Raw genomic sequence first — 21,372 nt, 5'->3', positions numbered from 1 at the left:
CCGTCGCGATGAATGACAAACAGGGCCATCGCAGCCCTGTCATCGGATGGCGATGTCGACCCTTAGTAACGAAATTCCACACCCACGTAGGCGCCAATACCATCGCCCGGATACAGCGCGGCGGTGTCCTGACCCTTGGCATCATAAAGCGGTTGCACCGCCGTGACGTATTTCTTGTTCGCCAGGTTCTTCAGGTCCAGCGACACCTTCCAGTCCTTTTTCGGGGTTTCGTAACCCACGTTCGCACCGAAAATCGTGTAGGAGGGCGCGTAGAAGGTGTTGGCATAATCCACCGCAGTACGCGATGCGGATTGCACGTTGACCCCGGTGTAGAAACCTTGTGGATGCTGGTACTGCACTTCGCCCTGATAGACGTGTTTCGGGATGCCGGGCAGTTGGTTGTCGCCGAAGGTTGGGTCATGGCGGTAGTAAAAATCGCTGTAAGTGTAAACCTGACGCCAGGTCACTTTTTCACCCGAATCGCTTTCCCACAGTTGCGTATTTAACCCGGCCTCGATGCCCTGGTGGATGGTCGGCGTGGCGTTGAACGCACCGGTGACGGCAGCGGCCGTGGCAGTCGGGGCGATGAATTGCACGTTGAGCAGCTCATCGCGGACCCAGGAACGGTACAACGCCAGGCTGCCGTCAAAAATCCCTGACGCGCCTTTCACGCCGATCTCCACCGTGTTGGCTTTCTGCTCGATCAGCGGGCGCACGAAAGGTTGGGTTGGACCCGAACCCGAGTACTCCCACGAGGCCGGCGGATCGATCGAGCGGCTGACGTTGGCGAACACCTGCAAGTGCGGGGTGAACTCGTAACGCAGGCCGATACGTGGCGCCAGACTCCAGTTGTCGTAGGTTTCGCTCGATGGGAAGGCCGACGTGTTGGCCTGCAAGGCTTGCTTGACATTGACATCGCGGCGCACGTCGATCGCCGATACACCGCTGGTCAACCACAGGCCGTTGACCAGCTCCAGATCATTGCCCAGCGAGAACACGTGGTCGAACGAGGAGCCGTAGTCGACGAACTTGCGCGTCTGCTTGTTGGCATACGTTGAGTTCACTTCACCCTTCAAATGCTCGGTGGAGGTGAACGCCAGGTTGGTGCGGCTTTCGTGGCCGAACAACTGATCCGTACGGTCGTAGCCGAGCACCACACTCAAGTCGTGCCAGTCCCAGTAGCTCGGGTTGCTGGGGCTGTTCGGACTGTTGTTGTGGGCATATTGGTAGTAGACCAGGCCGAAGGAGAATTTCGAGTCATCATCAAAGGTATAGGTGGTCTTGCTGCCCGCCCAGACGCTGCTGGGGCGCCGACTGCCGGCGCCACTGCTGGCGGCTGTAGCGCTGGCATCGCGGGTATGGTGCTTGACCGCGTCGAGCGTGGTGGCGCTGGGATCGTTATGGTATTCATCGCGGTATCGCAACATCAGCTCGGTTTCCAGTTTGGGACTGAACCGGTAGCCGAAGTTGGCGACCACGCCCTGACTCTTGGACAGGCTGTAATCGCGATAGCCGTCGCTGCGGTAGTTGTCGGCATTGAGGTAGTAATCAAAATCACCCTCGACCCCGCCGACGCTGACGCTCTGTTTGTTGTAGCCGTAGCTGCCGGTCTCCGCCCGCACACGCAGGCCCGCAGCGGTGTAACCGGTCTGGTTGACGAAGTTGATCGCGCCGCCCAGGCTCAGCGCGCCGTACTGGAAGGCGTTGGCCCCGCGCAGGATCTCGGTGTAGTTCACGCCCGAGCCATTGAGGAATTCGTAGGGCGTACCGCCGGGGCCGGTGATCGGCAGTCCATTGAACAGGAATTTGATCCCTTCACGAAAGTAACCGGGCGAGGTGTTGGCCCCGGAGCCACGGATGGAAATCTTCGCCGCGTCGTTGCCGCCGGTGGACTGCACGAACACGCCTGGCTGATAGGCCAGGGTGTCCTGCAGGGTCGCCGTGCGGCCCTTGGCGACCTGCTCGCTGTCAACCACGCTGGTGCCACCGGGTACTTCACTGAGCTGACTTTTCGCGGCTTCAACCGGGGTGACTTTTTCAGCCTGAACGGTGACGGTATTGAGCCGCGGCGTAGTGCTTTGTGCCGAATCCGTTGACCCCGCTTCATCGGCCCGTACCGTGCCACTGCAAAGCAGCGCCGAACCCAGACCGACCGTCGTTAGCCAGGTTGCCCGGCGGATCGCCTGCGGCAACGTGTGTAAGTCTCCCCGAAAACTTGAATGCATCAAATGTATTCCTTTTGAATAGATAAATAAGTGCAGCTTTCTATTCGTATAGTCATGCCTGACTCGCTCTGAGCAGTTTCTGTGCCAACCGTTTTTCGACTGAATATCGGGTATTGCCGAGCAAGTTCGCCGCGTAAGTGCTTGGCGTCATACTCTGATCTGAATGTATGTTTGTTTTTCAACACTTGCTTAGTTTTGGATTCAGCGTGCGGATTTAGTGATAACTGTCCAAATACCAACAGTGCGCAAACAGTCTGTGGGTGCACGAGCAAGTTGTAAGTTAAATCCGGATATAACCCTATAACGATTCGTCGTGATGGCGAATGGCTTAGGGCTTGGCACGAAGGTTATGTCCGTCCGACTGGTGAGCCTGGGGCCTTCCGATCACCGCGGGAGTCGCAGGTAAGTCCACTCCCGTAGACCTGACTTTAATTCGGCTTGCCCTTTGCAAGGGCAGTTCAAGCGTTCATGGCATGTTCACTGCATATCCCTCAATAACGTTTGAGCGTCATGGCGCTCACTCAAGTTCTACTAAGGAAACTTCTTTGGCCAGCCTGTCCAGCGTTACTCTCGCTCTTTCCCGATATATGGCGATCCGTGCGTGCTCAGCTGCCACTGCACTCGAACGGCGTGCCGCGCGGCCCGATGGCACTGTAAGTAATGGCGTGATTTCCTACTCCGCGTCGGACTTTCATGAGATGCCCCCGGACCCTGGAGGCGGGACTTTGCAGGTTTCAACCGCGTCGGATGCCGGCAGCTTCGATATTCATGCGCTGCTCCACGGCAACATTCAGTGGATGGGCAGAATCCTGTTCAACTGCCTGGTCTACCAGGACGAAAAGGCCATTATCAGCCCTTGGCTGGCCAGGTCCCGGGATATCTCCGAGGACGGCAAAACCTGCACCTTTCTCCTGCGCGATGACGTGACCTTCAGCGACGGCGAAGCATTCAACGCTGCTGCCTCGCAGGCCAATCTTGAACACATGCGCGATCCGTCCACCAGGTCGCCGCTGGCAGCCTCATCAACTGCATCAACCGCTGGATCGACCCGAACTCGGCACAAGCATGACCGCCGATGGACGTGCACCGATCACGAATAAGGAAAGCCCAATGAACACTGCCATTTCCCATGATGTGAAAACCGATGACCTGCAACGCCGCTTCGCGGACGCCTTCGCCCGTATCGCCGAGACTGCCGTCGCGCGCGAGCAGACGCGAGAACTGGCGTTCGAGGCGGTGCAGTGGTTGCGCGACGCCGGTTTTGGTGCGCTGCGCGTGCCGGTGTCTCGGGGCGGCCTGGGGGCGAGCCTGCCGCAACTTTTCGAGTTGCTGATCAAACTGGGCGCAGCGGATTCCAATCTGCCGCAGATCGTGCGTGCGCATTTCGGTTTCGTCGAAGGCCGCCTGTCCAGCCGCGATGAAGAATCACAGGATTACTGGCTGGCCAAGGTTGTCGAAGGCCAGCTGTGGGGCGCGGCGATGGCCGAGCGTACCGACACCACGCGCAACTCGGTGACGTTGAGTGCTATTGAGTCGGGCAACACGGCCGCGGGCTGGCTATTGAACGGCGAGAAGTATTACTGCACCGGCACGCTCTACGCGGACTGGATCGCAGCGGTGGCGCTGGATGGCGATGATTTCATCAGCGTCGCCGTGCCCACCGATGCCCATGGCGTGACCGTGGAGGATGACTGGGACGGTTTCGGCCAGCGTCTGACCGGCAGCGGCACGACGCGCTTCGAAGACGTTGAGGTGCCCGATCGGCACATCCTGCGCCGTTTCAAGAAAGACGAGTTGCGCGCCGAGTCCTATCTCTCGGCCTTCTATCAGCTGTTCCATCTGGCGACCCTTGCCGGTATCGCCGATGCCGTGTTGCGTGACGCCACCGATTTCGTCAAGGGCCGCACCCGCGCATTCGGCGTGCCGGGGCAGTCCAGCCCCAAGGACGATCCGCTGGTGCAGCGCGTCATTGGCCGGTTATCCAGCCTGGCGTATTCGGCGCGCACTCAGGTGCTGGCAGTGGCCCAGGTCCTTCAAGACGTCCACGAGGCGGAGCAGGGCGGCTACGCCCTCGAACAGCATTACACCGAGGCAGAAATCCGCACTTATCAGGCCCAGCAGATCGTGCTCGAACAGGTGCTGGAGGCGACCACGCTGCTGTTCGAAGTGGGCGGCGCCTCGGCCACCAGTCAAGCCCGCCGCTTCGACCGTCACTGGCGTAATGCAAGGACCCTGGCTTCCCATAACCCGGCGATTTACCGCGAGCGCGCGCTGGGCAACTTCTACCTCAATGGCATCACCCCCAACGCCGCCTGGCGGTCCCTGCAAGCGGCCGACGCCGAGCAGCAGACCAGCGGCGCACGTGACGAAGCGAGTGCAGTATGAGCGGCTCTATCAGCCGCCGAAACAGCCGCGACGGACAGATGAGTATCGGCATGAACATCCTCGGCTTCGGCGCCCACTCAGGGGCTTGGCGCAGCGCCGAGGTGCCTGCCAATGCCTATCTGGATGTCGAGTATTACCGCAACATCGCGCGTATTTCCGAGCGCGGTTGCCTGGACGCCATCTTCCTGGCCGACGGCCCGGCGCTGGCCGGCGATGTCTCCCGGCAACCGGCAGGGCGCCTGGAGCCGACCGTCCTGCTGACCGCAGTGGCGTTGGCAACCCAACGCATCGGTGTCATCGCCACCGCGTCGAGCACCTACAACGACCCGTTCAACATCGCCCGGCGTTTCGCATCGCTGGACCACATCAGCGGCGGGCGCGCGGCCTGGAACGTGGTCACCAACGCGGGGGATGCCGCCGCGCAGAACTTCGGCCTGGCCGGTGCGCCTTTGCACGTTGATCGCTATGCCCGCGCCGATGAGTTCATCGACGTTGCCGTCAAATTGTGGGATAGCTGGGAGGACGACGCGATCATCGGCGACGTGCGCAGCGGCCGTTTTGCCGACCCGCGGAAAGTCCACACCATCGACTTCGTCGGCCGGCATTTCTCGGTCAAGGGTCCGCTCAACGTGCCGCGCTCACCACAGGGTCGCCCGGTGCTGGTTCAGGCCGGATCGTCCGAGGGCGGCAAGGCGCTGGGCTCACGTTACGCCGACGCCATATTCACCACCCAGACAACGCTCGAAGACGGCCAACTGTTCTATCAGGAAATGAAAGCGCGCGCCGCAGGCTGGGGGCGCAACCCCGAATACCTGAAGATCATGCCGGGACTGTCCACGGTCATTGGCAGCACTGAAGCCGAAGCCCACGCGCGCTTCGACGCGCTCAATGCCTGGAACGGTGAGGACGGCTTGCTGGAACAGGTGGCCGGCCGCATCGGTATACCGGCCAATGAACTTGACCCCGACGCGCCCCTGCCGTGGGAGCGCATTGGCGAGGTGGTCGATTTCGAGCGCGGCTCACAAGGGTTTCTTGAGGCGCAACTGAATCTGGCGCGCCGGGAAAACCTCAGCATTCGTCAATTGTCTCGAAGGATTCTGGTAGGCCACAGGCTGCTGGTCGGCACGCCGGAGCGGGTCGCCGATACCTTGACCCATTGGTTTCTGGCCCACGCTGCCGACGGCTTCAACATCATGCCGGACATGTTTCCGTCCGGGGTGCAGATCTTCGTCGACGAAGTCGTGCCGCTGCTGCAAAAGCGCGGCGTGTTCCGGCACGAATACTCTGGCAGCACCTTGCGCGAGCACCTGGGCCTGCCGTTCCCGGCCAATCAATACGCGCAGCGGGGCTGACCCGTCGCGACCGTCATCGTCATTACAAAGGATCAATCATGCGTTACCGCACATTGGGCAACAGCGATATCGAGGTCAGCGTTCTGGGGCTAGGTACCATGACCTGGGGCCATCAGAACAGTGAGGCCGATGCGCACCAGCAGATCGATCTGGCGCTGGCCGAGGGCATCAACCTGATCGATACGGCCGAGATGTACCCGACGCCGACCAAAGCCGAGACGTGGCGCACCACCGAGCGTTATATCGGTAGCTGGCTGGCCAACAGCGGCCGGCGGGACGAGGTGGTGCTGGCGAGCAAGATTGCCGGCCCTGCGCGCGATCCCAACGGTCAGGCGCACATTCGCGACGGTCTCAGTCGCCATGACCGTCGCAACATCGTCGAAGCGCTGGAGGGCAGTCTGTCGCGCCTGAAGACCGATTATCTGGATCTGTACCAGCTGCACTGGCCGGACCGCACAACCAATATTTTCGGCCAGCGCGAGTATCCCTATCAGGATGATGCGCAGAGTGTCGCCATCGAGGAAACGCTGGCGGTGCTCGCCGATCAGGTCAAGGCTGGCAAGGTGCGGCACATCGGTGTATCCAATGAAACGCCGTGGGGCGTTGCCGAATTTCTGAAACACAGCGAGCGCCTCGGCCTGCCACGTATCGTAACCATTCAGAATCCCTACAGCCTGCTCAACCGCCTGTATGAAGGCGGGCTTTCCGAATTCAGTCATCGCGAAGGGGTTGGACTGCTGGCCTATTCACCGCTGGCCTTCGGTGCGCTGACCGGCAAATACCTCAACGGTGCGCGTCCTGAAGGCTCACGGCTGTCGGCGGTTTACCGTACCTTCAACCGTTACGACAGTGCGTCGGCGCAGGAAGCAATCAGCGGCTACGTGCAGATCGCACAGCAGCACGGCCTCACGCCGGCGCAACTGGCCCTGGCGCACATCATCGACAAACCGTTCGTGGCCAGCGCACTGACCGGGCAGACCACCCTGGTCCAACTGCGTGAAAACCTCGGCGCGCTGGATGTAGAGCTGACTGAGGAGATCAAGGCGCAGGTTCAGGCGGTGCATCAAAGCGTGCCGAATCCGGCGCCATGAGGTCAGTCCACTGGTTGGCGCTGGCGATCCGGCAAGTGCCAACGCCTGAGCAGACGGTGAGGCCTGTGGAGTGCACTCATTAGCGATGCGTGTTCACAGACTCCAGAGATTTGTTGGCTGACATGGCCCCACCCGAGCCGACCGGATTCTACCTGCAAGTCGCTCTCTGAAGCCCCAACCGACAAAGGAGTGTTTACCGTGCCCAAACAGCTGCACGTCAACCTGTTCGAAATGAATTGCGTCAGCCACATCGTCCACGGCCTGTGGGTACACCCGGAGAACAACCGGCATCGCTTCAACGATCTGGATTACTGGACCGAGCTTGCCCAGTTACTGGAATACGGCACCTTCGACGGGGTGTTTCTCGCCGATGTCATCGGTACCTATGACCAGTTTCGCGACGGGCCCCAGACAGCCTTGCGCGAGGGCATGCAGATCCCCAGCAATGACCCGCTGCTGGTCATTCCGGCGATGGCGGCGGTCACCAAAAACCTGGGTTTCGGCGCGACGTTTTCCACGACCTACGAGCCGCCCTTCGCCTTTGCCCGACGCATGAGCACCCTCGATCATCTGACCAAGGGCCGGGTGGGCTGGAACATCGTTACCTCGTATTTACCCAACGCGGCGCGCAACTTCGGGCATGACACCGAAGTCGTTCACGACCAACGCTATGAGATCGCCGATGAATATCTGGACGTGCTGTACAAGCTATGGGAAGGCTCGTGGGACGACGATGCAGTGATTCAGGACCGTGATCGGCGAATCTACACCGATCCGGCCAAGGTGCGTTATATCGATCACGTTGGCGAGCATTTCAAGGTTGCCGGTCCGCATCTGTGCCAGCCATCGCGGCAACGTACACCGGTGCTGTTTCAGGCCACCGGTTCGCCCGCCGGCATCGAATTCGCCGGACGCCACGCCGAGGTGGTCTTTACCGGAGGCATGGACACTGCGGCGGTGCGGACCAATATTCAGGCCATGCGGCACAAAGCGATTGCTCATGAACGCGACCCGGCGGGGTTGAAATTCATCGTCATGGCCGGGGTGATCGTTGGTCGCACGGATGACGAGGTCAGCAGCAAGCTCGACAGCTATCGCAGGTTGATGAGCGTCGAGGCGTCACTGGCTCATGCGCAGATGGCAGTGGATCTCACGGCATACCCGCCAGAGGTGCTGATTAGCGATTTGATCGAACGTCAGGTCAAGGGCTGGCAGAGCCTGATGCGCTTCAAACCCCAGGCGTCGGTGGGATCGGTACTGGCGCAGCTAGAGGGTTTCAATCGCGAGCGTTTCTTCGTCGCGGGCACCCCGGGCGTGGTAGCCGATGAGATCGAGCGCTGGCTGGATGTGGACGGCATCGACGGCATCAACCTGCGGCAGTATCTGTCGTTCGAAACTGCGCGGGATTTCATTGAGCTGGTGATTCCCGAACTTCGTCGACGCGGGCGCTTCCGAGAGTCCTATAACGACGGCGAAACCCTGCGCGAGCGACTGTTCGGAGCGGGCCGGTCGCGGTTGCCGAGCGATCATTACGGCGCTCGCTACCGTGACCCGGCTGTGCTGCGCACACCGGCCAAGCCGCTGAGGTTCCCGGCATGACCCAGCCCCCATTTGAGCCAGGCGATATCAGGATCAGACCTGCCCAGGTCGAGGACGCAGGGCAACTGGCCGACATTCATTTAAGGACGTGGCAGGCGGCCTATCGGGATCTGTTGTCTGCGCACTATCTTTGCGGCTTGAGCGCAACGGTGGAGCGGCGGGCCGCTGGCATCGGCGAGGCCATTGTCATGCGCAAGATGTCGGTTTACGTCGCCGAGCAGAGAGGGCTGTTGATAGCCTGGGCTTCGTTTGGCAGCAGTCGCGATGCCGATGCCGTGCCCTCCACCGGCGAGCTGCGTGCGATCAACCTGCTGCCCCAGGTCTGGTCGCAGGGCATTGGTCGACGGTTGTGGCACAAGGTTCGGCAGCAGTTGCTCGATGACGGTTTTAGCCAGGCGACGGTGTGGGTGATCCAGGGCAATCAGCGGGCGCTGGGGTTTTATCAATCCGCTGGATTCGCGCAGGAGCCGGAAACGGCCATGACGGTCGTTGAAAACGGTGAGCCATTGCCGCTGGTGCGTTACCGGATAAGGCTCTGACCCGCAGGTGCCACCGCTGTCGCACAGCTCCAGAAGCTCCATCTGTTGGCTACCCAACAGCGACCACACAGATTGTCGCTCTGATCGCCTCGCATAACGCCGGCACCCGCGTATTTACTGGCCGAAAAACCCGGCATGGCTTGTGCACTAACCCTGTTCCCGGACAAAAGGCAGCAGGACCCATGCGAGAGCGCGCCCCTTATTTGCGACTTCCCTGCACACGATCCCGGTCGTTGCTCAGGCACACCCCCATCTTCGGCATCGCTGCGCTGTGCGGCGTGTTGATTGGCTGCGGACAGGGCACGTCGACCGTTGCCCGCAGCGACAAACCGGTCAGCGGCGGCACACTGGTGTACGCCACTGACCGCGAGCCCACGTGTCTGGACCCTCACGTCGCCGGTGACATGCCCCAGGTGTTCATCGGGCAACAGTACCTCGACTCACTGGTGTCGATGGACGCCGACGGGCATATCGGTCCGTGGCTCGCCAAAAGCTGGGAGGTGTCAGCGGACGGATTGACCTACACCTTCCACCTGCGCAACGACGTGCACTTCACCGACGGCACGCCGTTCAATGCGGCGGCGGTCAAGGCCAACCTCGACCACATGGTCAACCCGAAAACCCAGTCGAGCACGGCAGGCGGCTATATCCGTCAGTACCGCAGTACCGATGTGATTGATAACGACACCGCCGTGGTGCACCTGGCCACACCCTATGCAGCGTTTCTCGAAGTGCTGGCCCAAGGGTTTCTCGGGATCGAGTCGCCAACGGCGCTGCAACGTTCACGCGACGTCAACTGTGAAAGCCCGGTAGGCAGCGGACCGTTCAAGGTCGTGCGCTGGGACCGGCAGAGCCAGGTCGAGCTGGTGCGCAATCCCGATTACAACTGGGCGCCGCCCACCGCCAAACACCAGGGGCCAGCATGGCTGGACCGCGTGGTCTGGAAATTCATTCAGGAACCCTCGGTGCGTTTCGCCTCACTGCAGGCCGGAGAGGTCGATGTGATCGAGGCGCTGCCGCCGGAATCCCATGAAGCTGCGCGACGCAATCCTGACCTGAAACTGATCATCGCCCAGCGTCCGGGTAACCCCACCAATGGCACCCTGAACATTACCCGCGAGCCTTTCAACGACCTGAAAGTCCGGGAAGCCTTCGTTCGCAGTGCCGATATCGAAGGGGCGTTGAAGAGCGTGTATTTCAACGAGTTTCCCCGCGCCGGTGGCCCCTTGAGCCCTGCCACGCGCTTCTACAGCCCGGACTTCCAGCACGCCCAGGATTACGACCCGGCCAAGGCCGCGCAGTTGCTGGATCAGGCGGGCTGGACCCAGCGCGATAGCGAAGGCTACCGGATCAGGAATGGCAGACGCCTGCAAGTGCATGTGGTGATGGGCAACCGCACGCCACCTTCGGAATACACCCTCTGGGAGCAGGTTCAGGCCACCACCCGCCAGGCCGGTTTCGAGGTGATCATCGACCAGATGAGCGACGTACAGGCCACCAAGCGTCAGGCTGATTGGGACTACGACATCCGTTTGGGCTACTGGAACACCAACACCGCTGACGTGCTGCGGATCATCTTCGGCAGTGAATTCATTCGTCCAGCGGGCGTAGGCGGTTACCACCAGAACACCGCAGGTTTCAGCGACCCAAAATTCGACGGGATTATTCAACAAGCCCTGACCACACAAGATGCCGAGCAGCGTCGCGCGCTGTACTACCAAGCCCAGCAAATCGCCTCCAGTCAATACCTGGAACTTACGACCTATCCACAGAGCACGCGCCTGGGCATCTACAAGACTACGCAGGGCGTGCGTCTGGAGCCTTCTCTGGCAGTGACTTACCTCTATGACGCATGGGTGAACAAATGACGAGTGCAGCGTTGAGCAATGAGCCGGGTAAACCACGTCGTGAACGCTTGCACCGACTGGGGCGCCGCGCCTTATGGCGGCTGGCGGGAGGGATACTGGTGCTGTGGGCGGTCGCTACCCTGACGTTCTTCGCGCTGCGGCTGATGCCCGGCGATCCGGTGCAGGCGATTCTTGGTGGGCCGAGCGGCAACCCGACGCCTGAAACCATCGCCGAAGCCAGGCGTGAATACGGTCTGGACAAACCACTGGCGGTGCAATACGCGCTGTACCTGGGGCGTCTGGTGCACGGTGATCTGGGCGTGTCCTATTCCCAGCACTTACCGGTGACCCGCGTACTCGCCGAACAATCCTGGCCCACCCTGGAACTGACGTTTTCGTCGCTGGCCTTGGCCTGGTTGCTGGTTCTGGCGCTCACGGTGTTGACGGCCGGGCGCCGTCGCTGGGTCGGTCGCCTGGCATCGCTGGCGGAAACCCTGTGCGCTGCGCTGCCGCATTTCTGGCTAGGGATTGTGTTGCTGGCGGTGTTTGCCTTCGGCCTGCGGCTGTTTCCTCCGGCGGGCAGCGATGGCTGGCGCACGCTGGTGCTGCCGTCGTTTGCCCTGGCGATTCCACTGGCAGGTTTCATCGCCCAGGTCACTCGCGAATCACTGGACCTGACCCTTGACCAGCCGTTCGTACTCACCGCCAGAACCCGTGGTCTTAGCGACTTTAAGGTGCGTTTCAAACATGCGCTGCGTCACGCGGTATTGCCTGGAATCTCGTTGTCGGGTTGGGCCATCGGCGCGCTGATCAGCGGCGCGGTGGTGATCGAAGTGATCTTTTCCCGCAAGGGACTGGGCCGTCAGCTGTATCAGGCGGTACAGACCCAGGACCTGCCGTTGACCATCGGCATCAGCCTGGTGGTGGCTGGAGGTTATGTCCTGGCCAATATCCTCGTCGACCTGCTGTACCAGTGGGTCGACCCTCGTCAACAGGGGAATGCGTGATGAATGATTTAACCCTTGAGGCGCCGTTGCCCGCGATCCGGCTGCAAAAGACCTCGCGCGCATTGCGGCCGGGGCCCTTGCTGGCCGTGTCCTTTTTGCTGCTGGTCATCATCGCGGCGCTGGTGCCGCAACTGTTCGCCCACAGCGACCCACTGGCGATTGTTCCGCGCGATGCCTTTCATCCGCCGAGCTGGGCGCATTGGTTCGGCACCGATCAATCTGGCCGCGACATCTTCTCCCGGGTCATCTACGGCACCCGACAATCGCTGTTCATCGGCCTGGCAGCGACGGCGATTGCCATGAGCATCGCCATTGTGCTCGGCGTGCTCAGTGGTTTGGGCGGGGCTCGAATCGACCGTGGCATTGGTTGGTTACTCGAAGTGCTGTTTGCCTTCCCGAGCCTGGTCCTGGCGCTGCTGTTCGTGGCGATCTTTGGCAGCGGCATAGGCCCCTTGATCATCGCCACGGGGCTTGGCGGTGCACCGGGCTATGCACGGATGGTGCGCGGCCAGGTGCTGGCCGTGCGCAACTCGGGCTATATCGAGTCGGCCAAAGCATTAGGCCATCCGCCGCTGCGCATCATCACCCGCCAGTTGCTGCCCAACGCCATGCGCCCGCTGATCGTGACCCTGACCATGGGTGTTGGCCAGGCGATCGTCTGGGCATCGGCTCTTAGCTTCCTCGGGTTGGGCGCGCGTCCTCCGGCACCGGAATGGGGAACCATGCTGTCCATGGGCCGTGACTTCATCGCCAACGCCTGGTGGCTGACGTTCTTTCCGGGCCTGTTCATCGTCCTGACCACGCTGTCGACCACCGTCGCCGGGCGCTATTTGCAACAACGCCTTGAGGGTCGCCTGTCATGAGCGAAGAGAAACGTTTGATCGTCGAGGGCTTGTCCATCGAGTTCGCCGGGCAGTCAGTGGTGCGCAATCTTTCGTTCACCCTGGAGCCGGGCAAAACCCTGGCACTGGTCGGCGAATCGGGATCAGGCAAGAGCGTGACCGCACGCAGCCTGATTGGCCTGGCAGGCGAGGGCGCACAGGTCACGGCACGTCGCCTGAGTTATGCCGGGCGGGATTTGTTGAGCCTGTCCGAGCGCGGCTGGCGCGACCTGCGCGGCAAGGACATCGGCTTCGTGCTGCAGGACGCGCTGGTGTCGCTTGATCCGCTGCGTCCGGTCGGCAAGGAAATCCTCGAAGTGCTGCAAACCCACCGCTGGGGCGACCGCAGCCGCCGTGGCGAACGCGTCATCGAACTGCTGGAAACCGTCGGGGTTCCCGAACCCCGGTTACGTGCCAGGCAGCGACCGGATCAGTTGTCCGGCGGCCTGCGGCAACGGGCCTTGATCGCCAGCGCCCTGGCCTTGAACCCGGGCTTGGTGATCGCCGACGAGCCAACGACTGCGCTCGATGCCACGGTTCAGGCGCAGATTCTCGACGTCTTGCAGCAGATCAAGGCTCGAGGCGATTCACTGCTGATCATCAGCCATGACCTTGCCGTGGTCGCGCAACTGGCGGACGAGGTGCTGGTGCTGCGGCATGGCGAAGTCGTCGAGCAGGGACCGATGGAGCAGGTCTTGCGCACCCCCCGGCATGCCTATACCCGTTCGTTGCTCGACGCGGTGCCCGCCGAACATGCGCGGGGCACGCGGCTGTCCCCGGAACACGGCTGCGCTCCCGCGCAGCCGCGAGCCGGTGCCGACTCCCCGGTATTGCTGAGCGCCGATGGCCTGGGCAAACGCTATGTCGGGCCTGACCAGCAAGTCCGTCAGGTGGTCGATGGGGTCAGCTTCGAGCTTCGCGCGGGTCGCACGCTCGGCATCGTCGGTGAGTCAGGCTCCGGCAAGACCACCGTGGCGCGGATTGCGCTGGGCTTGCTTGAACCTGACGCCGGTCACGTGCAGTTTCTGCACCTGCCGTGGGCGGCAGCCGCAAGTCACCGGGTCGAGGAGAAGAGTCGTCGGCTGCATCGTCGTGACATCAGCGTGATTTACCAGGACCCGCTCAGCTCGTTCGATCCGCGCTGGAGCGTCGGGCAGATTCTCGCCGATGCGCTGGACGTTGCCGGTATTGCTTTCGAGCAGCAACGCCCGCGCATCGCGCAATTGCTGCATCAGGTGCGCCTTCCCGCCGAACTGTCCAGCCGTCGCCCCTTGCAGCTGTCCGGTGGTCAGCGTCAGCGTGTGGCAATTGCCCGCGCCATTGCCAGTAATCCTAAAGTCATCATTTGCGATGAGCCGGTGTCGGCCCTCGACGTTTCGGTGCAGGCCCAGGTACTGGATCTGCTGGCGGACCTGCAGGCCTCGCTGGGGCTGGCGTATCTGTTCATCTCCCACGACCTCGGGGTGATCCGGCACGTCAGCGACGAGGTGCTGGTGATGCGCCACGGCAAGGTCGTTGAATACGCGCCGGTGCAAACCCTCTTCGAAAACCCGCAGCACGAGTACACCCGACGTTTGCTGGGCGCGGTCCCGCGTCTGCCCGGTGCAGGAAGCAAGCTGGTGGTGCCGCCTTTGGGGCCGGAAAGCGCCGTCCTGCTTTTTGACGAGTCCCGGTTATGGAAAATCGCCATTTGAGTTGGCATTCAGAACAAGGAACTGCCATGAGTACGTTGTCTGCTGTCGTCACACCTGAAGTTGTCACTGTCGAAGAACTCAACGCCCGTCTAGACGGATTGCTCCCGGCCATTGCTGCCGGTGCGGCGCAGCGTGAGCGCGATCGGCAATTGCCCTATGACGCCGTGGCGCGGATCGCCAGCGCCGGGCTCTTCACCACGCGTATCCCCAGTCGTTTCGGCGGTGCTGGTGGTTCGGTCAAGGACGTGATCGGGCTGCTGATCCGCATTGCCTCGGCCGACTCCAACGTGGCCCAGGCGCTGCGTCCCGGTTTCGGCTTCATCGAGGGGCTGCTCGCCTCGCGCGCGGAGGACGCCGAAGCCGAACGCGAGCGCTGGTTCACGCGTTATCTGCAGGGGGCGGTGGTGGGCAATGCCGGTTGGGAAATCGGCGGGGCCAATGGCTCGATCAGCGCCCGTATCGTGCGTGATGGCGAGCATTACCGGGCGACCGGGAGCAAGTACTACAGCACCGGTTCGCTGTATGCCGATTGGGTGAGTGCAGTCGCGCTGGACGAGAACGATCAGCCGGTCTCGTTCATCCTGCCCCGCGACCGTAACGGCCTGGAACTGCTGGACGACTTCGACGCCATGGGCCAACGCCTGACGGCCAGCGGCACGACACACCTGCATGATGTTTTGGTGCTCGCCAATGAGATCCGCACCCGCACCGTGGAAGAAGGCAAGCGCACGATCGTCACACCGTTCCTGCAAGTGTTCCTCGCTGCGGTCAACGCCGGGATTGCCCGCAACGCGCTCAATGACGCGGTGGCTTTCGCCAACCAGTTCGCGCGACCGATCAAGCACAGCACGGCTGCACGTTCGGTGGACGACCCGTACGTGGAGTTGAGTGTTGGCGACATCTCGGCCCGCGCCTTTACGGCCGAAGCCGTGGTGCTGCATGCAGCTGGATCGATCGACCGCGCGTGGGCAGGCGAACTGGATCCGGTGGCGGTGGACCAGGCCGCTGTCGACGTGGCTCAGGCGCAATACATTGCCGCTGAATCTGCACTGAAAGCGGCTGAGCTGGTGTTCGATGTGGGCGGGGCGTCCACTACCGGGCGCGCACATAACCTGGACCGTCACTGGCGCAACGCCCGAACCGTGTCCAACCACAACCCTCGCCAATGGAAAGCCGCAGCCGTCGGCGCCTGGCAGCTCAAAGGCACGCCGCCGCCGACGTCCGGGTTGTTTTGAAGCGTAATCGCACCCGCCGCTCCAGCGAGCTTCGGATAGAAGAAAAATTGCGGCAAGGCCGAGATCTGCTCTTGATTCTGGCCGCAGGTCTTAGGCGTTCAGCTTGCTGACGATCTGCAGCTTGGCAGCAGTCATTCAGGAGGCACCGTTGGGTCAGGCACACCGAATTGCCAGGGTTTGCTGCCAGTGCCCGGCAGATCGCGAGCAAGCTGCGCTCCTACGCCCTGCGGGCAGAGGCAGATCGCGAGCAAGCCGCCCTAGCAAGGCCGGTTTCTCGGCGCAAGACGAATCCTTACGTCCCATCAGCCGCAGCAACTGGAAACTGGAAGAAATCCGTCATCGCTGCAATCTCTAACACAGCAGAACCGAAACACCGTCCAGAACGGGCATTCGCTTTGCACACCCTTTGCCTGAAAGCTGCGCGGCCACAGGCGTCATTCAGGAACGTTATCTGTCATGAGTTCATCCTTTGCTCCTCGCGATCGCCGATTGCGCAGCTGGAATGTCCAGCAGTTGCCGTCGACACCGGCTGCTTTCGTACGGTTTTTCATCGGCAACTTCAAGGTCTGGTACCTGGCCATCCTGCTGCTGCAGATCGCCGCCGTGATTTGCACCATTCTCATTCCCTGGGGGCTGGGACAGATCACGCGTACCGTCAGTAATGGTCTGGACGCGCAGAATGCCTTCGCAGTGTTGCTATGGCCGCTGACCCTGTTCGCCGGGTTGCTTGTCTGTGAGGTGTTGTTCACTCGGGCGGCAGCGGGCTGTCATATCCACGTGCTGCCGCTGCAAAGGCGCACTGTGACCCACGCGGTGTACGCCTACCTGCAACAACATTCTCACCGCTTCATCAGCAACGAATTCGCCGGAGCGCTGGCCCATCGGGTGTCCGAAGTGGCACTGGGCGTGAACCAGACCCTGAGCATTCTGTTGTTCGATCTCATTCCGTTGCTGGTCACCCTGAGCCTGGCCACGGTGTTGCTGTGGACCGCAGCACCGCTGATGGCGGTTTTTATGGCGGGCTGGTCAGCCGTGTTCATCGGGGTGTGCTACCTGCTGGCGCGACGCAGCCATCCACTGGCCCAGCAATACTCGGCAGCGCGCAGCACCAGCTCGGGCAAGGTAGTGGATGCGGTGTCCAACCTGGCCAACATTCGCTTATTCGCGCGGCATGCCTTCGAACATAGCTATCTGGGCAAGTTTCTGGATAAGGAGGTGGCCGCCGCCTATCGCTCACTGGGCTATATGGAGAAGATCCGCTGGTTCCAGACCGGCTGTGGGGTGGTGCTCAAACTGGGTCTGTTGCTGCTGGCCCTGCAACTGTGGCGCACGCAACGCATAGACATTGCCGCGTTCGTCATGTCCACCAGCCTGTCATTGCTGATCATCAGCGACGTCGGCAACCTCTCGCGGCGCTTCCTCGAATTCTTTGAAGCTACCGGCAATATCTCCAATGGAGTACGCACCCTGATTCGCCCCCATGAAGTCATCGACAACCCCGGTGCCAAGGCGCTGCTGGTCAAGCGTGGGGACATCGAGTTTCGCGATGTGGGCTTCAGTTACGGCAGCGACCAGGCGATTTTCAAGCACCTGAACATCGTCATTCCGGCGGGCCAGAAAGTCGGACTGGTGGGGTCTTCGGGCTCGGGGAAATCGACGCTGCTGAGCTTGCTGCTGCGCCTATATGACGTACAGAAAGGCCAGGTGCTGATCGATGGCGTGGATGTACGTGAGGTTACCCAGCAGTCGCTGCATCAACAGATCGGCCTGATTCCGCAGGAGCCGGGTCTGTTCCACCGCAGCATCCGCGAAAACATCCACTATGGTCGACTGGATGCGTCGATGGATGAAGTGGCCGAAGCCATTCACCGGGCGGGGGCCAGCGAGTTCATCGACAACATGGAACACGGTTATGAGTCGCTGGTGGGCGAACGCGGGGTCAAGCTGTCGGGCGGCCAACGCCAGCGCATTGCGATTGCTCGCGTGCTGTTGAAGAACGCGCCGATTCTGGTGATGGACGAGGCCACGTCGAGTCTGGACTCGATCACCGAGCGCTTCATTCAGGACAAGCTGGACGAGATCATGGAGGACAAGACTGTGCTGGTCGTCGCGCACAGGCTGTCGACGGTCGCACACCTGGGCCGCATTCTGGTGTTCGACAACGGCCGCGTGGTCGAGGATGGCAATCACCAGCAACTGCTGCACCTTTGCGGGCAATATGCGCAACTGTGGAATCATCAGTTCAGCAATGAGTTGGGCGAAACGGTCTGATCGGCAAGGCTGACACGCGGCGTGAAAGCGCCGTCGCGTGTCAGCGTGTCGATTGAGCGTTCAGATCGACAGGTGCAGGACGCGCCCGTCGGGGGAGGCTTTGGCCGGGCGGCGCTTGTTGACCTTCAACTCGCCCAGGTTGATCAGCAGCGTGCGGGTGACGTTACGGCTCAGGCCCAACAATTGGGCGGTGTGCACCTGATTGTGATGGCAGAACTTGTACGCCGCACTCAACAGCGAGCGCTCAACGTGCTCGTGCAGGTTATCCACCTGCTCTTCGAACAGTTGATGCAGCGCCTGATCCAGCAAATCCAGCGCTGATTTGTCGCTGCGCGGGGGGGCGTCCTGGCGCTCGATGCGCAGGTTGGACAGGCGCAGGTCTTCACTCTGGATCACCCCGTCACGGCAGATCAGCAGGGTGTGGTGGATGACGTTTTCCAGCTCACGAATATTGCCTGGCCAGCTGTAGGTCTCCAGTTTTTGCCTGGCTTCGGCGCTCAAGGTGATTTCCCCGTAACTCAGGCGCTTGCTGTAGCTGGCAATGAAGTAATGCACCAGCGCAATGATGTCGCCCGGCCTTTCGCGCAAAGGACTGAGTTCAAGATTGACCACGTTCAGGCGGTAGAACAGGTCTTCACGAAAGTGCCCGGCATTAATGGCGCGTTCAAGCTGCACGTTGGTCGCGGCCAGTAGCCGGACGTTGATCGCAATGCTCTTGCGCGAGCCGAGCCTGACCACTTCGCGCTCCTGCAGTACGCGCAGCAACTTGACCTGGATCGACATCGGCAGGTCACCGATCTCGTCAAGAAACAGGGTGCCGCCGTTGGCTTCCTCGAACCAGCCGGCCTTGGCGCTGAGGGCGCCGGTGAACGCACCTTTTTCGTGGCCGAACAATTCCGCCTCCACCAGAGATTCGGAGAAGGCGCCGCAGTTCACCGCCACGAAGGGTTGGGTTTTACGCGTGCTGAGGTTGTGGATATGGCGCGCCACCAGTTCCTTGCCGGTGCCGGTTTCACCAATGATGAGCACGCTCGCCTCGCTGGGCGCGACCTGCTGTAGATGCTTGAGCAAGGCTTTGGATTTGGGGTCTTCGAATACCTGCGCGGTGGCGCGAATCGAGGTGGCCAAGGCGGGCGAGGGCGGTAATGTCAACAGTTGCATGATGATCCCTATGAGTAAAAAGTCGGGATGGGCGGGGTGCCGTTGAGCGCCCAGTCACCCAGTTCATGAAGTTTGTAGTCCAGCGGGTCGTGCAGGCTCTGGGTGCGCAGGTTGCGCCAGTGCCTGTCGAGGGCTACCGCCGCGTGAGTGGCACGAGCGCCGGTGACCTCGAAGACCTTGCTACACAGCTCCAGGCCGTGGCGGCTGGCGGCGACTTTGGCGGTGGCGATGGCGATGGCTGTCTCGGCGCGCTCTTCGCGGGTCAGTGTCGAGCCCTTGGCCCAAGCCTCGTCCAACACCCGGCCCGCGCGCGCGACCAGCAGCCGGGTGCTTTCCAGAGCGACCCAAAAGTCGCCGTAGTGACTAAGCACATAAGGGTCTTCTGCTGTGTTAGAGGCATTGGAGCGGAACCAGGGCCGGGTTTCCTCGCGGGTATATTTGCGCGCTTCTCCGAAGGCACCCTCGGCGATGCCCAGGAAGATATTGGCAAAGTGCAGCTGGGCGATCAGCGGCCGCAGGCAGGCAAACGGCGTGCTGAGCGGGCCGGGATCGAGCAGCAGGTCGGATTCCTCGACGCGCACGCGCTTGAAGGTCACGCTGCCGCTGTCGGTCTGGCGCTGACCCATGTTGTCCCAGTCGTTGTGCAGGGTGATGCCGGTACGCCCGCTGGGAATAGCGGCGATCAGCAGCTTGCCGCCCGCCGATTCGTCCACGGCCGAGGCGATGAGCATTTGTGAGTCGTTGGCCCCGGAGCAGAAACTTTTCTGCCCGGAAAACTCGCGCCAGCCGTCGCGGCCCTTGACCACGGTTCGGGTGTCGAGCGGGTTGAGGGTGTTGCCCCAGAACCAGTTGTTGCTCGCAGTCAGTTGGAACCAGATCTGCCATTGCGTGGGCTTGGCGAACAAGCGGACGGTCGCCAGCATCAGGTGATGAAACCCGAAGACGTGGGCAATCGAGCTATCGACCCGGGCGAATTCGCGCACCACTTCGAAGGTCTCGGACCAGTTGGCACCCAGCCCGCCGAACTGGCGGGGAATGCTCAGGGAAAGCAGACTGCTGTTGCGCAGTCTGTCGCGCTCGGCCTTTGGCGTGCCGCCGCGGGCATCGCGGTCGACTGCCGTGCGGGCGAATTCGGTCGCCAGCTCACGGGCGATGTCCAGAGGTGCCTTCCGGGCGTTGAGTAAGGTGACTGTCAAAGGGTTACCTCTTCCTTGTGTTTTTGAATTCGGTGGTCTCACGGGCGTCATCATTGGCGAGTCGTGCTGCTGCAGGTGATCAGGCGTTCATTGCTTTCCGGGCCTGGCCTCAAATCCTGTAGCGATCCGACTTGCCAGCGCTGCCGATTTGAGAGTGCCTGCCGCAGGCAAGCGTGCTCCTGCGACGCGTGTGGCAGGCATCCACTATTTAGCCGTTATCACCGACAACTTGGTAATTCCGGCCTTCTCGATCGACGCCATGGCCCGGGCCACTTCGCCATAATTCACGCCGTTGTCGGCCTGCAATTGCACGCGCACGTCGGCGTTCTTTTCCTTGGCCGAGCGCAGGTTGGTCTCCAGCAGGTCCGGCTGGATCTCATCCTTGTTGATGAACAGCTTGCCCTTGTCATCGATGCTCACCACCAGCGGGTCCTTCTGTTCCACCGGCGCGACCGATTCGGTTTTGGGCAGGTTGATCGGGATCGAGTTGGTCAGCAGCGGCGCCGTGACGATGAACACCACCAGCAGCACCAGCATCACGTCCACCAAAGGCGTGACGTTGATCTCGCTCAGCACTTCATCGCTGTCTTGTGTGGAAAAAGCCATCTCAGGACGCCTCCTTCACTTTCTGGCCGGCCACCGTGGCGCCGGATTTATTCAGCACCGGATGCGAAAGAACGCGGAACGAGTGCTTTTGCGCCAGGCTGTAGAAGTCATGGGCGAAGTCGTCCAGGTCCGCAGCCGTCAGCTTCAGGCGACGCAGGTAGTAGTTGTAAACCAGCACCGCAGGCACTGCGACAGCAATACCGACGCCGGTGGCGACCAACGCCGCACCGATGGGGCCGGCCACCGTTTCCAGACTCGCCGAGCCCGCCGCGCTGATGCCCTT

At 61.6% G+C, this 21,372-nt stretch carries 17 protein-coding genes; 12 read left to right on the top strand and 5 right to left on the bottom strand.

Going from position 1 to position 21,372, the window contains the following annotated elements; genetic code table 11:
- Positions 1–62: 62 nt before the first annotated feature.
- A complete protein-coding gene (locus B3I26_RS13900) occupies positions 63–2,225 on the bottom strand; it encodes a TonB-dependent receptor family protein (RefSeq protein WP_296258361.1) in 2,163 nt (720 codons plus the stop codon).
- 725 nt (positions 2,226–2,950) lie between these two features.
- On the opposite strand from B3I26_RS13900, the gene B3I26_RS13895 reads away from it, so the two are divergent.
- From B3I26_RS13895 to B3I26_RS13840, 12 genes are all read left to right on the top strand, one after another.
- Entirely contained in the window at positions 2,951–3,325 is a 375-nt protein-coding gene (locus B3I26_RS13895) for an ABC transporter substrate-binding protein (RefSeq protein ID WP_296258359.1), read from the top strand.
- Positions 3,326–3,335: 10 nt separating this feature from the next.
- Positions 3,336–4,610 (top strand): acyl-CoA dehydrogenase family protein, encoded by a 1,275-nt coding sequence (locus B3I26_RS13890; RefSeq protein WP_296258358.1) that lies wholly within the window; start codon positions 3,336–3,338, stop codon positions 4,608–4,610.
- Complete coding sequence (locus B3I26_RS13885) at positions 4,607–5,962, top strand: LLM class flavin-dependent oxidoreductase (RefSeq protein ID WP_296258357.1); 1,356 nt, start codon at positions 4,607–4,609, stop codon at positions 5,960–5,962. Before B3I26_RS13890 ends, B3I26_RS13885 begins: the two co-directional genes overlap by 4 nt.
- Before the next feature lie 38 nt (positions 5,963–6,000).
- The gene (locus tag B3I26_RS13880; protein WP_296258356.1) at positions 6,001–7,053 is read left to right on the top strand and encodes an NADP(H)-dependent aldo-keto reductase; all 1,053 of its coding nucleotides are present in this window, start codon (positions 6,001–6,003) and stop codon (positions 7,051–7,053) included.
- Positions 7,054–7,251: 198 nt separating this feature from the next.
- Positions 7,252–8,652, top strand: coding sequence for an LLM class flavin-dependent oxidoreductase (locus B3I26_RS13875; protein WP_296258355.1), 1,401 nt, complete (start codon positions 7,252–7,254; stop codon positions 8,650–8,652).
- Complete coding sequence (locus B3I26_RS13870) at positions 8,649–9,191, top strand: GNAT family N-acetyltransferase (protein WP_296258354.1); 543 nt, start codon at positions 8,649–8,651, stop codon at positions 9,189–9,191. The genes B3I26_RS13875 and B3I26_RS13870 overlap by 4 nt, the downstream gene beginning before the upstream one ends.
- A gap of 182 nt (positions 9,192–9,373) precedes the next feature.
- Complete coding sequence (locus B3I26_RS13865; RefSeq protein WP_296258353.1) at positions 9,374–11,059, top strand: ABC transporter substrate-binding protein; 1,686 nt, start codon at positions 9,374–9,376, stop codon at positions 11,057–11,059.
- Positions 11,056–12,045, top strand: coding sequence for an ABC transporter permease (locus tag B3I26_RS13860; protein ID WP_296258352.1), 990 nt, complete (start codon positions 11,056–11,058; stop codon positions 12,043–12,045). Before B3I26_RS13865 ends, B3I26_RS13860 begins: the two co-directional genes overlap by 4 nt.
- Positions 12,045–12,908 carry an ABC transporter permease gene (locus tag B3I26_RS13855; RefSeq protein ID WP_296258350.1) on the top strand — a complete coding sequence of 288 codons (864 nt, stop codon included), beginning with the start codon at positions 12,045–12,047 and terminating at the stop codon, positions 12,906–12,908. The genes B3I26_RS13860 and B3I26_RS13855 overlap by 1 nt, the downstream gene beginning before the upstream one ends.
- Positions 12,905–14,620, top strand: coding sequence for a dipeptide ABC transporter ATP-binding protein (locus B3I26_RS13850; protein WP_296258349.1), 1,716 nt, complete (start codon positions 12,905–12,907; stop codon positions 14,618–14,620). The genes B3I26_RS13855 and B3I26_RS13850 overlap by 4 nt, the downstream gene beginning before the upstream one ends.
- A gap of 26 nt (positions 14,621–14,646) precedes the next feature.
- A complete protein-coding gene (locus B3I26_RS13845; RefSeq protein WP_296258348.1) occupies positions 14,647–15,855 on the top strand; it encodes an acyl-CoA dehydrogenase family protein in 1,209 nt (402 codons plus the stop codon).
- Positions 15,856–16,311: 456 nt separating this feature from the next.
- Positions 16,312–18,126, top strand: coding sequence for an ABC transporter ATP-binding protein (locus B3I26_RS13840; RefSeq protein ID WP_296258347.1), 1,815 nt, complete (start codon positions 16,312–16,314; stop codon positions 18,124–18,126).
- A 60-nt stretch (positions 18,127–18,186) separates the two neighbouring features.
- On the opposite strand, the gene B3I26_RS13835 is transcribed toward B3I26_RS13840, so the two are convergent.
- The 4 genes from B3I26_RS13835 to B3I26_RS13820 all read right to left on the bottom strand — a co-directional run.
- A complete protein-coding gene (locus tag B3I26_RS13835) occupies positions 18,187–19,287 on the bottom strand; it encodes a sigma-54 interaction domain-containing protein (protein WP_296258346.1) in 1,101 nt (366 codons plus the stop codon).
- 8 nt (positions 19,288–19,295) lie between these two features.
- A complete protein-coding gene (locus B3I26_RS13830) occupies positions 19,296–20,483 on the bottom strand; it encodes an acyl-CoA dehydrogenase family protein (protein ID WP_296258345.1) in 1,188 nt (395 codons plus the stop codon).
- Positions 20,484–20,687: 204 nt separating this feature from the next.
- Entirely contained in the window at positions 20,688–21,089 is a 402-nt protein-coding gene (locus B3I26_RS13825; protein WP_296258343.1) for an ExbD/TolR family protein, read from the bottom strand.
- A 1-nt stretch (position 21,090) separates the two neighbouring features.
- Positions 21,091–21,372 (bottom strand): MotA/TolQ/ExbB proton channel family protein (locus tag B3I26_RS13820; protein ID WP_296258342.1); only part of this gene is annotated, 282 nt, incomplete at its 5' end.

Source organism: Pseudomonas sp. UBA5706, assembly GCF_002419965.1.
In the GTDB taxonomy this organism is placed as follows: domain Bacteria; phylum Pseudomonadota; class Gammaproteobacteria; order Pseudomonadales; family Pseudomonadaceae; genus Aquipseudomonas.
The sequence above is the reverse complement of the archived record's forward strand: the minus strand, read 5'-3'. Positions and strand labels throughout refer to the sequence as shown.